13 protein-coding genes are annotated in these 13,965 nt (G+C 43.7%); 4 read left to right on the top strand and 9 right to left on the bottom strand.

Annotated features, from left to right (window positions below; all coding sequences use genetic code 11):
- Positions 1–38: 38 nt before the first annotated feature.
- The 4 genes from ACRZ9O_RS03915 to ACRZ9O_RS03930 all read right to left on the bottom strand — a co-directional run bounded on the left by ACRZ9O_RS03915 (position 39) and on the right by ACRZ9O_RS03930 (position 6,292).
- A complete protein-coding gene (locus ACRZ9O_RS03915; protein ID WP_459456553.1) occupies positions 39–1,202 on the bottom strand; it encodes a glycoside hydrolase family 88 protein in 1,164 nt (387 codons plus the stop codon).
- Between the two features lie 139 nt (positions 1,203–1,341).
- Positions 1,342–2,106, bottom strand: a complete 765-nt coding sequence (locus ACRZ9O_RS03920; RefSeq protein ID WP_459456555.1) for an SDR family oxidoreductase — start codon at positions 2,104–2,106, stop codon at positions 1,342–1,344.
- Positions 2,107–2,108: 2 nt separating this feature from the next.
- Complete coding sequence (locus ACRZ9O_RS03925; protein ID WP_459456557.1) at positions 2,109–3,404, bottom strand: glycoside hydrolase family 88/105 protein; 1,296 nt, start codon at positions 3,402–3,404, stop codon at positions 2,109–2,111.
- A 59-nt stretch (positions 3,405–3,463) separates the two neighbouring features.
- Positions 3,464–6,292 (bottom strand): PQQ-dependent sugar dehydrogenase, encoded by a 2,829-nt coding sequence (locus ACRZ9O_RS03930; RefSeq protein ID WP_459456559.1) that lies wholly within the window; start codon positions 6,290–6,292, stop codon positions 3,464–3,466.
- 203 nt (positions 6,293–6,495) lie between these two features.
- Between ACRZ9O_RS03930 and ACRZ9O_RS03935 the strand changes: the two genes are divergently transcribed.
- Complete coding sequence (locus ACRZ9O_RS03935; RefSeq protein ID WP_459456561.1) at positions 6,496–6,921, top strand: YybH family protein; 426 nt, start codon at positions 6,496–6,498, stop codon at positions 6,919–6,921.
- A 178-nt stretch (positions 6,922–7,099) separates the two neighbouring features.
- On the opposite strand, the gene ACRZ9O_RS03940 is transcribed toward ACRZ9O_RS03935, so the two are convergent.
- The 5 genes from ACRZ9O_RS03940 to ACRZ9O_RS03960 form a co-directional block, all read right to left on the bottom strand.
- The gene (locus ACRZ9O_RS03940; RefSeq protein ID WP_459456563.1) at positions 7,100–7,681 is read right to left on the bottom strand and encodes a low molecular weight phosphatase family protein; all 582 of its coding nucleotides are present in this window, start codon (positions 7,679–7,681) and stop codon (positions 7,100–7,102) included.
- Positions 7,682–7,706: 25 nt separating this feature from the next.
- Positions 7,707–8,225 (bottom strand): ArsI/CadI family heavy metal resistance metalloenzyme, encoded by a 519-nt coding sequence (locus ACRZ9O_RS03945; protein ID WP_459456565.1) that lies wholly within the window; start codon positions 8,223–8,225, stop codon positions 7,707–7,709.
- A gap of 1 nt (position 8,226) precedes the next feature.
- Entirely contained in the window at positions 8,227–8,562 is a 336-nt protein-coding gene (locus tag ACRZ9O_RS03950; RefSeq protein WP_130896121.1) for an ArsR/SmtB family transcription factor, read from the bottom strand.
- Positions 8,563–8,631: 69 nt separating this feature from the next.
- Positions 8,632–10,050: an amidohydrolase gene (locus tag ACRZ9O_RS03955; RefSeq protein WP_459456567.1), complete on the bottom strand. Its 1,419-nt coding sequence runs from the start codon at positions 10,048–10,050 to the stop codon at positions 8,632–8,634.
- Entirely contained in the window at positions 10,047–10,886 is an 840-nt protein-coding gene (locus ACRZ9O_RS03960) for a diacylglycerol/lipid kinase family protein (protein ID WP_459456569.1), read from the bottom strand. Before ACRZ9O_RS03960 ends, ACRZ9O_RS03955 begins: the two co-directional genes overlap by 4 nt.
- A gap of 40 nt (positions 10,887–10,926) precedes the next feature.
- Between ACRZ9O_RS03960 and ACRZ9O_RS03965 the strand changes: the two genes are divergently transcribed.
- From ACRZ9O_RS03965 to ACRZ9O_RS03975, 3 genes are all read left to right on the top strand, one after another.
- Positions 10,927–11,643: an SDR family oxidoreductase gene (locus ACRZ9O_RS03965; protein WP_459456571.1), complete on the top strand. Its 717-nt coding sequence runs from the start codon at positions 10,927–10,929 to the stop codon at positions 11,641–11,643.
- A gap of 73 nt (positions 11,644–11,716) precedes the next feature.
- Complete coding sequence (locus ACRZ9O_RS03970; protein WP_459456573.1) at positions 11,717–13,018, top strand: MFS transporter; 1,302 nt, start codon at positions 11,717–11,719, stop codon at positions 13,016–13,018.
- A gap of 5 nt (positions 13,019–13,023) precedes the next feature.
- Positions 13,024–13,965, top strand: a complete 942-nt coding sequence (locus ACRZ9O_RS03975; RefSeq protein ID WP_459456575.1) for a carbohydrate kinase family protein — start codon at positions 13,024–13,026, stop codon at positions 13,963–13,965.

Consider the following 13,965-nt stretch of genomic DNA (forward strand, 5'->3'; position numbering starts at 1 on the left):
GAAGCCTCAAAGGTACGAAATTCAGCCCAAAAAGCCGTCTATTTTTTAGCCATTTTTTGGTAGCGCAACAAGCCTTCTAAATAATAGTAATCTGCATAAATTAAAGGCACATCAATCTCCGAATTCAGCGATTTGGCTCCCACACAATGCTTGATCAAGAAGTGATTATTTTCTCCCAAAGCCGCACGGTACGCCGGCGACGAAAGCGATTCCAACATCTTCACAGCATCCGCATAGTAACGCTTGCCTTTTTCTCCTGAATACGTGCTCAATTCTAGCAAAGCAGACGCCGCAATCGCACCCGCTGAAGCATCTCGTTCTTCCGTAGGAATATTAGGCGCATAGAAATCCCAATATGGAATTTTGTCAGCTGGCATATTCGGGTGATTCAAGTAGAAATCAGAGATTTTTTGGGCAAAGTCGAGGTATTTTTTGTCCTTCGTATTACGATACATTTCAACATAGCCATACATCGCCCAGGCGTGTCCGCGTGTCCAAGTAGACTCGTCTTGGTAGCCTTGGTGTTGTTTTTTGGCCAAAACCTTGCCATCTACATCATAGCAAATCACGTGATAGCTCGAATAATCCGGCCTAAAATGGTTCTTCATCGTATTATCCGCGTGAATAATCGCGATCTCCTTAAAACGCGGATCCCCCGTCTCGCGCGACGCCCAAAACAACAATTCCAGGTTCATCATGTTATCGATGATCACCGGATATTTATAACCTCCTTTGAAGCCATTCCAAGACTTAATTAAGCCAATCTTAGGATCAAAACGCGTCGCTAAAGACTTAGCTGACTGAATCAACACCTTCTTATATTCCGGTTCCTTCGTCAGACGCAAGCCATTCCCGAAAGAATCGTACATCATAAACCCTAGATCATGCGTCCCCGTATTGAACTGCTCTTTCTTCAGTGCTGCCGTCCATAAACGAGCAGCTGACTCCCATTTCGGGTCTTTCGTCTTTTCATATAGGAACCAAAGTCCGCCCGGGAAAAATCCTGAACACCACCAGCTAGATGGCTTATTGCTATACGTACCATCTTGTTTTGCAGAGTGAATCGTTGTGCTTGTATCTGGCTGTGCCGCTAACATCAATTGGTATTGCTGACCAGCTAGAGCGATTTGTTTGTCCACATCAATTTTCTGCGCGAAAAGGGAGGTGGAGAGTAGGGTGATAAATAGGATTAATTTTTTCATAGGTTTATTAATTTAAAGAATAGAGCATAAAGCACAAAGAATAAAGTTGGTATCTCCTACGGAGATGAATTTAGCAATTTTTCCTTCGGACTCATTCCCTCCGGACTTTATGCTTTATGCTCTATGCTTTATTATTTAATTACCTTCCCATCCAGCCGCCATCGACGGTCAAAATGGTTCCGTGTACATAATTAGAGGCTTCAGAGGCTAAGAATACCACCGGACCCTTAAAGTCCTCTGGTTCTCCCCATCTTCCCGCCGGAATTCGTCCTAAAATAGAAGCGCTGCGCTCTTTATCTTCGCGCAATGCTGTCGTATTATCGGTGGAAATATAGCCAGGAGCAATCGCATTCACATTTACTCCTTTCCCAGCCCACTCATTCGCTAAGGCCATTGTTAAACGTGCGATGCCACCTTTGCTTGCTGCATAACCCGGCACATTAATACCACCTTGAAAGCTTAATAGAGAAGCCGTAAAAATAATTTTCCCACTTCCCTGTTTTATCATTTCAGAACCGATTTCGCGGCTCAAAATAAACTGAGATGACAGATTCACTTCCAAAACCTCATCCCAAAACTCATCTGAATGTTCCGCCGCCGGATTCCGCAAAATCGTTCCTGCGTTGTTTACTAAAATATCGATACGGGGATAGTCAGCTTTCAACTGTTTGATAAAAGAATAGAGCGAATCGCGATTTGAGAAGTCAGCCTGATAAGCTTTGAATTTGCGACCTAAAGCCTCCACCGCTTTGGAAACCTGAGAACCCACCAATTCTAAATTAGCCGAAACCCCAATGATATCCGCACCTGCCTCCGCTAAACCGAGCGCCATCGCCATTCCGATTCCTCGCTTACAACCCGTGACTAGCGCTATTTTTCCTGTTAAATCAAACGTGTTTTTCATAATTATTTCAAATGTACGGCAGAATCATTGATTTGGTAAGTGTGATGTTTCACTAAATCCATCATGGCTGCTCCGGCTAATAATACGGGGCCATATCCGTGTGCCGCAAATGGTGAAATTGGGCGGTGATAGTAGAAAGCTGGATCCCAAGCTAAACCTGTTCCTACGCAAGTCCCTTCTACCTGGCCTTTTTCATTCACTTTCGTATTCACTGCATTCCAACCTAATATCGCTGCAGGACCATAGGTTTTAGGGTCGAGCCAGCCTTTATTGATGCCTTTGGCCATCACATAGGTATAAATCGCCGTACAAGAAGTCTCTAAATAGGAATCATTTTTATCCAATAATTGATGCCAAAACCCCGTCCCATCCTGCAAAGCCATCAGCCCTTTCAAGTGGTTTTTCAATTGGGCCAAAATCTCCGGACGAGCCGGATGATTCGCCGGTAAATACTCCAATAATTCACAGTTGGTTAACAAGGCCCAGCCATTCGCACGCCCCCAATGAAATTCCGGGTGCTCGGTGGCGTCCACTAAATAACCGTGCATATAAATATTTTGGTTCGGATTGAACATCCGTTTACGGTAGGCATTGAACTGAAAAACTGCCTCCTCATATTCCCCTAACTGCAACAACGCAGGAATCGCCATATAAACATCGTCTAACCACATCGTATGGTGCAAAGGTCGAATCCGCACCAAGGTACGATCCGGTAAACGATGCTCTTCTTTTAAAATAAAGTCAGAGGCACGTTTGGTGATGTAAGACATATCGGTTGTAAAGCCAGCTTTTTTGGCCTTAATCACCGCCATTCCCATCGCTCCTATGTCATCTAATGCGCGAGGATGGACTAAGCCTTTCAACACATGAGATTGATCTGCGGGAATCTTTATGGCCTCCGGAACAGCCGAATTAATCAGATTGAGGCGATTAAACACATAGTTCTTGTATTTCACATCTCCGGTCACTTCCGTTAAAGCCAGCATTCCGGAATAAGTCACGCCCCATTCGTAGGAAATCGGACGAAAATCTCCTTTGCTAAAAATAGCATTGGCGTTATAGGTTTTAACCTCTGCTCCTGTGATCTTATCAACATAATGCGATGGCGTCGCCGTTTCTAAATAAGTATAGACGCGGTCGATGGTTTTTTTGATATTTTCAATTGAAGGCGCACCGTAAGGCGTAGGATAATCCGGCTGTAATGCGTGTAGTGGCGCCGTGGCATCGGAAGCGGTGGTGATGTTTTTTTGGCCAAATAGGGAGCCAGAAATCAACAACAAAAAAAATAGATAGCGCATAAAAAAGGGGTCCTCTCTATTAAAGCAGAGAGGACCCCAGAATTACTATAATCAAAAGACTATTTTTTCATTTCAATACCCGAAATCTGAACGACAATTTGTTGTTCAGTTGCTTTCGGGTTTACTGCTACAAAATATAGGTCATGTGAACCAGGAGTGGCTTGGATGGCTACTTTTTGGGCAGCTGGACCAGCCATTCTTCTTTGACCCGCAGGTGCCGCTGGAGCTGCCGGAGCTGCAGGTGCAGAAGCTGGGGCAGCTACTCCTGTTCCTAGTGGTGCCCCTTTTCCTGGCGTTGCCGCTGCTGGAGGAGGTCCACCCATTCCGCCTTGCGCAACTTCGATCGGAGCCGTTTTACCAATTACCGTTCCGGTAGGTGAATCCAAACGGATTTCAATCACACCACCCGATGCATTCGATCGCGCTTGTGCTGAAGCAGCAATTTCGATCGTTGAAATACCTGTTAAATCTAAGTCTTTGTAGCCTAAGTACGGGTTTTGACCCACCATATTCGTTGAACGACCTGGTGTGATTAATTGCAAGATGCCTTTCGAAACATCCGCTTTCTCTACGTTCAAGGCTGGGTGACGTAAGAACAACCATTTCTCAGATTGAACCGGTGCCATTTTCTTATTTCCTTTATCTAAGTAAGTCGCACGAACCACGAACACCCCTTTCGAAGATGATTGATCCGCTGGCTTTTTCAAACCTAATGTTCCTGCCACGCCAATCGCATTACTTGCTTTGGCATCCCCTAAACTCAAAATATAATTGACCATGGATTTCGCATCCGCTTTGGAAATATTCGGGTGTGCAGACATCGCGTGCTCTCCCCAAACTCCCATGCCACCCAAGATCACCTTTTCTGATAATTTCTCCACCATATCTTGTCCTTTGTACTTCTCAGCCACTTCCTTATAAGAAGGCCCTACTGAACGTACAGACATTTGGTGACATGACTTACAATCACTCGCATTGATCAAACGAAGTCCAGCCGAAGCAAATAAATCGCTATCTGCCTTCCGGTGCGATTGCGCCATCTCAATAGGATCATAGCCTGAGGCTACATAATCCACGGTCGCAGCAACAGCATCCGTTGCGATACCTTTTCCTAGAGATCCATCTTCTTTATCTTCTACTTTCACTTCGTATTTCAAAGGCTGTCCCTCGAAATAGAATGATTTATTTCCTTCTACAGCGATATCGACTACAGGCGCTTCATTACCCACTAAGATTTCCAAAGAAGCCGTGTTCGACAATCCCTTCGGATCAGCGGCTTTTAAAGTCACTTGGTATTTACCTGCCTCTTTTAATTGCAAAGTCGGATTAGCACCCGCTAAATTCTTCACGAATTTACCAGCCTTCTTCACCGTCCATGTGTAGGTTAATTTATCTCCATCGAAATCTTTTGTTCCATCCGCAGATAAAGTCGTTGTAAAAGGTGCAGCACCCGCCTTCTTAGCAGAAGATGCCTCTGCATAAGGCTTTCGGTTTCCGCCTTGGTATTCAATCTTCACTAAACGAGCATTCTCATTTCCGCGGAACCAAGCAGAACCATATTCTAATACATATAAATCTCCTTCAGGACTGAAGTCTATATCGATCGCAGAACCAAAAGTCGTAGATGGCATAAAGCGCTCCATCGACTTGTAATCTCCTTTTTCATCCATGGTAACTGCCATAATCCAGCCACGCATAAACTCCACGATCAACCATTTTCCTTCGTAATACGATGGAAATGCACGTTTCGCACCCGCAAAATCTGCCTTTCTAAAGACTGGACCACCTGTCGCTGAACGACCAGATGAACCTACTAGAGGAAACTCCTCTGAAGTTCCATAGGGATACCAAATCATCGCCTTGGTTGCTGGAGGCAATTCACGTAAACCGGTATTGTTAGGAGATTCATTAATAGGTGCCGCTGGATTGAATTTAGGTCCAATAGCCATCGTCTCAAAATTTACATCATTGTAGGCTTGGTTATTTCCAATGAAATAAGGCCAACCGTAATAACCAGGGCCTTTGGCCTGATTATATTCATCATAACCACGAGGACCTTTATCTGAATCTACCGACGCGTCCGGACCTACCTCGCCCCAATACAAGTAACCCGTTTTCGAGTCAATACTAGGTCTCCAAGGATTGCGGTGACCCATCGTGTAAATTTCCGGCTTCGTCTTTGGCGTCCCTGGCGCGAATAAATTACCTTTTGGAATCGTATACGTGCCATTCGCCTCTGGGTGAATGCGTAAAATCTTTCCACGTAAATCATTCGTATTCGACGCACCACGTTGATCATCCCAATACGCTTGACCTGGACGCTCATCGATAGGCGCATAACCATCTGAATTACTGTTACTTGTATTATTTCCTACGGTTAAGAATAAGTTTCCTGATTTATCAAAAACCATTCCTCCACCCGTATGACAACATTCCTCACGCTGTGTAGGAACCTCCAAAAGCACTTTTTGTTGCTCGACTAATAACTCATCCCCACGCAATTCCATACGAGCTAAAATGTGTTTCGTCTCCGTTGGATGCGCATAATAAAGATATAACCAGTGATTTTTGCTGAAGTTAGGGTCCAAAACAATACCCATCAATCCCTCCTCTGCCACACGCTCTTGACCTAAACGGTTCTTGTATTTCGTATTCACATTTAAGTGAGCGATCGTCTTCGTTTCTTTAGTCTTCGTATCATAGGACTTTACGTCCCCTTTTCGCTCCACGAAAAGAATACGTCCATCCGGCAAAAAGGTAAACTCCATCGGTTCATCCAATTTGTCTACTAAGACTGACTTCACAAAACGATTTTCATCGGGGGCCTGCGCAAGCGATTGAAGCACAGGAAAAGCCACTAAAAGGGCGAGGGTAATTTTCTTAATCATAGGTCTAATTTATTATTCTACAAAAATGATACAATAATTGATTTTTTAAAATTATTAGTGGGAAAATGAGACGAAATCCGGCTGAAGCGAGATTAGAGAGTAGAGAGTATAGATAGTAGAGTAGAAATTTATTTTCAGACTTCGGACTCATTTCCTCCGGACTTTTTATCTTTACTCTCTACTCTATAATCTCTACTCTAAAAATGAAAACTCTCCTCTACCTCCTCCTCTTCATACCTTCTCTTTTATTTGCTCAAACAAATAAAGACGAAAACGAAATCAAGTCTGTCCTGCAAACTCAGATTAAACTTTGGAATACCGGTGACATAAAAGGTTTTATGGAATACTACGAAAAATCTCCTAACCTAAAGTTCATCGGAAAGTCTGGTGTCGTGTCCGGTTGGGAGGCAACATTACAACGCTATTTAAAATCGTATCCCAATCGCGAGACGATGGGAACCTTAGATTTTGACATACAAGAAATCGATGTGACGGAAGGTAAAACCGCTTGGGTATTAGGCAAATGGCATTTGACAAGACCAACTGTGGGCGATGCGGGTGGTTATTTTACCTTGTTGATGAAGAAGGTGAATGGGAAATGGTTAGTGGTGAGGGATCACACCTCGTAAATTTTAGGGTAGCCACGTAAAATGTGCTTCGCAATATTTTATCGTAGCTACCCTAAAATTTACTCTCTAAACTACTTTCAGATTTATTTCCTAAAGTGAAAAAAAAGCATTTAAACATTACCGAGTTCATCCCCAGAGGGGATACCAACTTTATTCTTTGTGCTTTATTCTTTATGCTTTAAATAGTAACTCTAGAGAAAACATAAAACATCTCCCCTGCTATCTGCCTCGATCTTGCATCGTATTGCGCAGCCTCCTCAGCGGTGTCATCAAAGGCTTTGGGATCCTCATAACGTACCGGAATGCGTGCTTCAGCACCTGGGATGAAAGGGCAATTTTCGTCTGCATGTGAACAGGTCATGACCGTCGCAAAAATGCCGTGCGGATTAATGACGTCATCATAGAGTTTCGAGAAAAGAATGATGGGACGCGAATCTTGGGTGTGCAAAGCGAAATAGATGGGGTTCGAATGCCCGTGTTTAGACACAATGAAACCCATTCGCTCTAAGGAAGCCACGGTGCGTTCATTGCAGGCGGTTACTTCTACCCCACCTGAATAGCATTGGGCGGGGATTTGGAAATAGTCGGCGGCGGTTTGGGCCCAGACTTGCGAGAATTGAGAGCGGCGCGAGTTGTGCGTGCAGATGAAATTCAGGCGAATCGGCTGCTCATTTTTACGTTTGTCTTTGATGTAATCGATCAAGACTTGTAGTATCTCTCGGCGCTCGGTTGGTATTTCGAGGGAGAGAATTTGTTCCAAATTTTGGTTTAATATATCCTTCATCTTAGCAACATCCTGAGCCTGGAGTACAAGCGTTTGCGGCCTGCACTTCGGCGATTTTTAATTTTGGTTTTTCTTCAGCCACTGCAACTGGCGGCATGCAACATGCGGATGCATCCTGAGCTGCATAATGTGGGTCATTGAATTCCGCGTCTTCATGGAAATAATAGACTTCCCATTGAACACCGTCAGGATCAGTGGCCCAGAATTTGTCTTGAACGGCGAAGCAGCAAGAGGTTCCGATTTCTTCTTTAGAAACAATCCCTTGTTTTCTAGCCACTTCTAAACGGGCATTCATCTCTTCCGAAGTTTCTACTTGGAAACCTAAGTGGCCAAAGTTTGCTTGAACGCGCTCTGGATTTTCGATAAACGAGATAATTAATGAGGGACTATCTAACACATATTTCGCATAACCTGGCTTAACTTTTGTAGCTGGCTGACCGAAAAAAGTAGAATAAAAATTCACCGATGCTGCTAAATTGCTGACATACAAGGAGACGTGCATTCGTGGAAAAGTTGACATATTAACAGCAGTTGGATTTTTGTGCGACAAAATAATTTTCGAAAAACTCCCCAAAAAGCTGACTAAACTCCGCCCACTTTTCCGGGTTAATGCAATAACAAACCGAGACGCCTTCAATCGTTCCTTGGATAAATCCCACTTCCTTCAATTCTCTTAAATGCTGGGAAACGGTAGCCTGAGCCAAACCTAATTCTTGAACTAAATCTCCGTTGATGCAGGTATTGGATTTCACCAAATACTGCAAAATAGCGACGCGTGCGGGATGTCCGAGCACTTTGGCCATCTGAGCGATCGCATTTTGTTCCTCTGTAAAGAGGTCTGTTTTGGTGATTCCCATTTTGCTTGTTATTATATTGCAATATTACGATGGATATAATAAATAAAAAAGGCCGAAGCCTATTTTATTTTAATCTCTGTAGTTCAAGGCTGGCTTGCGATCGCCTAAAAGTGCCTTGTATTTGAATTCAGCCCCTTTTCGCTTCGTCCATTCTGCTTTTGCTGCATCGATCAAGGCAGGATTCTTGAATAAATCCATCGCGGTTGCTGCGATCGTTTTGGCAGCCACCATCATCCCTTTTTTACCTATGCTCATTCCCCCCGCAGCTACGGCTTGCCAGCTATGGGCAGTCGTGCCTGGAACCCAAGTAGCGGTTCCTAAACCAATGGTAGGAACTACCCAGCTTACATCCCCCACATCCGTGGAACCACCACCGCTAGGATCCGGACGACCCGGAACAACTGAAGAAGTAGATGCTAAATCGGTTGGTAACATGCCTGGCGTTTGCTGAATTTGTTTCGCAAAAGCAAGCTCTGTAGGATTCAAGGTATATCCTCCCACCGTTGTTAAATTCGCGTTCATCACAGAAGCTAATTTATCATTTGGCAAAATCTCATAAACCCCGCCAATTACCTCTAATTCATAGCGCGTACCGGTACCTAAAGCAGCACCTTCAGCAGCTTTTTCCAAGCGATTCCATACATCCGTTACGATATCACGTTTAGGAGAACGCACATAATAATAGACCTCAGCGTAATCTGGAACGATATTAGGAGCCTTTCCTCCATTCGTAATCACATAGTGGATACGTGTAGATGATGGCACGTGTTCGCGCATCATATTCGCCATAAAGTCCATGGCCTCCACAGCGTCTAAAGCTGAACGACCTCTTTCTGGAGAAGCAGCTGCGTGAGATGAAAGACCATAGAATCGAAATTTCCCTGTTTTGTTCGCCAAAGATGAGCCAACTCCTACTGAATTCGCATCGCTCGGATGCCAGTGCAACATCACATCTGCGTCATTAAATAATCCTTCCCGCACCATATATACTTTTCCGGATCCGCCTTCTTCTGCAGGACATCCGTATAATTTAATGGTTCCCTTACCGCCTGTTTCCTTTAACCATTCTTTAATGGCAATAGCTGCAGCCGAGGAACCTGTCCCGAATAAATGGTGGCCGCAGGCGTGCCCTGAAGCGCCACCTAACGAGCGTTTAGTTGGAATAGAATCTTGTGATAAACCTGGCAAGGCGTCGTATTCAGCCATAATTCCAATCACCGGTTTTCCTTGGCCATAGGTAGCAACGAAAGCTGTTGGAATGCCGGCCACTCCTGATTCAATGGTAAATCCAGCCTGTTTTAAGGTTTCCTGCAAGAGCGCTGAGGATTGCTTTTCTTTATATCCGACTTCCGCGAAGTTCCAGATCTTCTGTGCAATCGCACTGTAATGCGATTCTTGTTGTTGAATTCTGGCTAAGACTTTCTTTTTGTCAGCGTCTTGAGCAAAAACAGATAAACTAACGAATGCGAGTAGGAGTATTTTTTTCATAAGTAAGGTACAATAAATTTAAATTTAGCAGGAAGTACGCAGAAATCAAATTGATTTGAAGTTTGGATCTCTCCGTCTACCTGGGCACTGAGGACTCTATTTGTTTTAATACTAATTTTCTTCTCTTGTGAAAATTCAACTATGGGAAGGTTTACGTGCTTGCCTGATTGAATAATGGGCATATAATAAAGTCGCTTCCAAACAGGTATAGGATCACAATATAACACGTCGAGTAGGCCATCTTGCACCGAAGCTTTGGGAAAAAAGTGAAAACCTCCACCTGCCCTAGAGGAGTTGAACACCATGCATAAGAAAACCTCTCTGCCACCTAGAATTTGATAGGTTTTAAACTTCAATAAGTTCGGAATAGCGGCCAAATAATACCCCAATCCTCCTTTAAAATAGCGAATAGAATCCATCGACTTCAACACTTCTCCCTCGATTCCGATCCCAACCCCATTCAAGAAAAGTTGCCCATTACAGTCTCCGGCATCAAAGGCTTCCACGTGACCACCTAATACCGCATCTAAATGTGAACGTCTCGATCGATCTCCGTACAATTTCCAATAAAAATCATTTGCTGTCCCGCCTTTGAATAGGGCTATCGGAATTCCGATAAAAGGGTATTTATTCACAAAATAATTGAACGTTCCATCGCCTCCCATGACCCAAACTTGATCAAAATCACCTAGCTCCGAAGGCCACTCTTTCGTAAAAAGCTGAATTTCCCAATCGGTTTTCTCTACCTTTACGGTCTCCACCACCCACGAAAAATAGTCCGTTATGGCGACTTTCTTCTTTAAAGGGTTGATTAGAAACGCTATTTTTTGACTCATAATCATAGAATTATTTAAATTTAACATAAAATAAATCAATATGTCAAATTCACTTCCCACCGCCATCATCACCGGAGCCTCCCGCGGCATCGGTCGCGCACTTGCCCTTTTATTGGCTCAGCATAATTTTCAATTAAGTTTAGTCGCGCGAAATAAAGGGGAATTAAAAGACCTGGCGGCGGAAATAACCGAGATCGGACATCGTCCACTTTATTTCGATGGGGATGTATCCGACGAGGCTTTTGTTTCGGATGCGGTGGAGAAAACGGTGCACACCTTTGGGCATATTGATTTTGTGATTAATAATGCGGGGATTGGGGCTTTTGGCCCTACCGAATCCTATACTGCGACACAATGGGATCAGGTGTTTGATACGAATGTAAAAGGGACTTTTTTGTTTTGCCAAAAAGCCCTTCCGCACTTAAAATCCGCTAAAAAAGGCCACCTAATCACGATTGCCTCTGATGTAGCAAAACGCGTTTTCGATGGAGGATCCCTTTATTGTGCCTCTAAATATGCGCAGCATGCGTTCACCGAAGCCTTGCGTAAAGAAGTTAGAAAAGACGGCATTAAAGTAAGCACGATTTATTCCGGATTAGTAGATTCTCATTTTCATGCGGATCCTGCCGGAGATCCATCGCACGCAGGTTGGTTGAGCCCAGAAGATATGGCCAATAGCATCTATTATGTAATGAACCAGCCCGCGCACGTGGTGATCGATGAGTTGATGATTCACCCTCTAAATCAAGAATATTAAGTCAACAGTGTAGGACAGTTTGCAGGTCTAGAGTAGAATAGTTAAATTTAATCTACTTATAAACCTATCAAACATGTCCGTACGTAAACCCTCGTTAAGTTTTAGCCAAATCGTCAACATGAACGTTGGCTTTTTTGGTATTCAATATAGTTTCGGGTTACAGCAAAGCGCAGTTAATCCCATTTATGATTTCCTGGGGGCTAGTCCTGACGAAATACCCTTATTAAACCTGGCTGGGCCTGTTACGGGTTTATTGATCCAACCTTTCATCGGTGCGATGAGTGATAGCACCTGGCATCCCAAATGGGGTCGCCGCAAGCCCTATTTCTTTATAGGCGCTCTATTGTGTAGCATTTGCCTTTTACTCTATCCTTTCTCGTCTTCTTTATGGATGGCCGCGAGTTTATTGTGGATCTTGGATGCCGGGAATAATACCGCAATGGAACCTTACCGTGCTTTTGTCGCTGATAAATTAAATGATGACCAACAGCCTACTGGCTTTCAGATGCAGAGTTTTTTCACGGGTTTTGGCCAAACCTTAGCTAATTTATCCCTCTTCATTTTCCCCATGATCTTCGTCGGCAAAACTGGTTCTTTACCAACCTGGGTATACGCCTCTTTCTTCTTGGGGGCCGTTTGTTCCATCGGATCGATCTGGTGGAGTATGCACACCACCACGGAAATTGAACCGACCGCTGAGGAATTAGCGGAGATTCGTTCCCGCAAATCAAGTGTATTAGAATCGATTTTTGAGATATTTCATGCCATAGGAGAAATGCCTAAAGTGATGTGGCAATTAGCCTTGGTGTATTTATTCCAATGGTATGCCCTTTTCTGTTATTGGCAAAATTCTTCGAAGAGCATTGCCTTGTCCGTTTGGAATGCCACACCTAAAGACAATCCTGAATTATATGAAAAGGCTGTTTCCTGGACCGGTTTAGTGAACGGTTGGTACAATATCGTGACGTTCCTGTCAGCACTCGCATTAGCTGGTTTTGCAAAAAAATATGGGGCCAAATCCGTACATATGATTTGCCTTATTTTAGCCGCTGCGGGTTTCCTTGCTTTCCCTCATATCGAGAATAAAAACTTGTTATTCTTCGCTATTTCTGGCTTCGGAATTGGTTGGGCGAGTATGATGGGTATCCCTTATTTACTGGTCGTAGGCGATATTCCGAAAGAACGTTATGGCGTTTATATGGGTATCATCAATATGATGATTGTGATTCCGATGATTTTACAAAATATCACCTTTGGTTATATATTAAAGCATTTTTTAGACAACGATCCCAGAAATGCGATTACCTTTGCAGGAGTTTTATTGGCCATTGCTGCCCTAGCGACTGCCTTAATTAAACCATCCCCATCTAAATAATTCGCATGAGTGTTATCTGTATAGGCGAAGCCTTGATTGATATGATCTGTACTGACAAAGGTTCAAGCCTTTCAGACGGTCAAAATTTCTTAAAAAAACCAGGAGGAGCCCCTACTAATGTGGCGGCGGCCATCGGAGCCTTAGGCGGCCAAGTGAGCTTGAGTGCAAAAGTGGGGAATGACCCTTTTGGACGCCAAATGATCTCGGTGATGCAAGATTTCAACGTGAACACGAACCACGTTCACTTAGATAAAAATACCTTTACCACCTTCGCTTTTGTGTCCTTAATGCTAGATGGAGAACGTGATTTTATCTTTAACCGCGGCGCAGATGCAGAATTAACTGAAGCTGAGGTATCCTCAATCGATTTCGACGAAGTGAATATTGTTCACTTCGGATCAGCCACGGCATTCCTAGCTGGACCATTAAATGCGGCCTATTATTCGTTAAAAGATCGTGCGAAAAAAGAGGGCAAAATCATTAGTTTTGACCCAAATTACCGCCATTTATTGTTTGGCGATCAAATACCTTCCTTCATCAAGCAAAGTTTGCTCTTTTTAAAAGAGGCTGATTTTACTAAACTTTCGGATGAAGAAGCGCTGTTAATTACCGAAACAGAAACGGTAGAAGAGGCGACTGAAGCCTTATTAGATATCTGTCCAGGCGTATTCGCAATTACCTTAGGGAAAGAGGGGACCTTATTGGGTTTGGCAGGTAAAACCCACATCATTCCAAGTATTCCTGTAAAACCAGTGGATACGACGGGTGCTGGAGATGCTTTTGTAGGAGCCGTTCTTTATCAATTGGATGGATTAAATTTCCATGATCTTGATTTATCTGCATGGAAAAAGATTGTAGAAAACGCCAATAAAGCAGGCGCAAGAACCTGTGAATACCTTGGGGCGATGGAGGCCTTCAAGAATTTGAATAACAGTATTTTTAATTAA

The organism is Aquirufa sp. HETE-40SA (assembly GCF_054558635.1).

Coding starts and splice junctions, on each gene's coding strand:
- ACRZ9O_RS03915 (WP_459456553.1), bottom strand. CDS start 1,202: ATGAAAAAATTAATCCTATTTATCACCCTACTCTCCACCTCCCTTTTC.
- ACRZ9O_RS03920 (WP_459456555.1), bottom strand. CDS start 2,106: ATGAAAAACACGTTTGATTTAACAGGAAAAATAGCGCTAGTCACGGGT.
- ACRZ9O_RS03925 (WP_459456557.1), bottom strand. CDS start 3,404: ATGCGCTATCTATTTTTTTTGTTGTTGATTTCTGGCTCCCTATTTGGC.
- ACRZ9O_RS03930 (WP_459456559.1), bottom strand. CDS start 6,292: ATGATTAAGAAAATTACCCTCGCCCTTTTAGTGGCTTTTCCTGTGCTT.
- ACRZ9O_RS03935 (WP_459456561.1), top strand. CDS start 6,496: ATGAAAACTCTCCTCTACCTCCTCCTCTTCATACCTTCTCTTTTATTT.
- ACRZ9O_RS03945 (WP_459456565.1), bottom strand. CDS start 8,225: ATGTCAACTTTTCCACGAATGCACGTCTCCTTGTATGTCAGCAATTTA.
- ACRZ9O_RS03950 (WP_130896121.1), bottom strand. CDS start 8,562: ATGGGAATCACCAAAACAGACCTCTTTACAGAGGAACAAAATGCGATC.
- ACRZ9O_RS03955 (WP_459456567.1), bottom strand. CDS start 10,050: ATGAAAAAAATACTCCTACTCGCATTCGTTAGTTTATCTGTTTTTGCT.
- ACRZ9O_RS03960 (WP_459456569.1), bottom strand. CDS start 10,886: ATGAGTCAAAAAATAGCGTTTCTAATCAACCCTTTAAAGAAGAAAGTC.
- ACRZ9O_RS03965 (WP_459456571.1), top strand. CDS start 10,927: ATGTCAAATTCACTTCCCACCGCCATCATCACCGGAGCCTCCCGCGGC.
- ACRZ9O_RS03970 (WP_459456573.1), top strand. CDS start 11,717: ATGTCCGTACGTAAACCCTCGTTAAGTTTTAGCCAAATCGTCAACATG.
- ACRZ9O_RS03975 (WP_459456575.1), top strand. CDS start 13,024: ATGAGTGTTATCTGTATAGGCGAAGCCTTGATTGATATGATCTGTACT.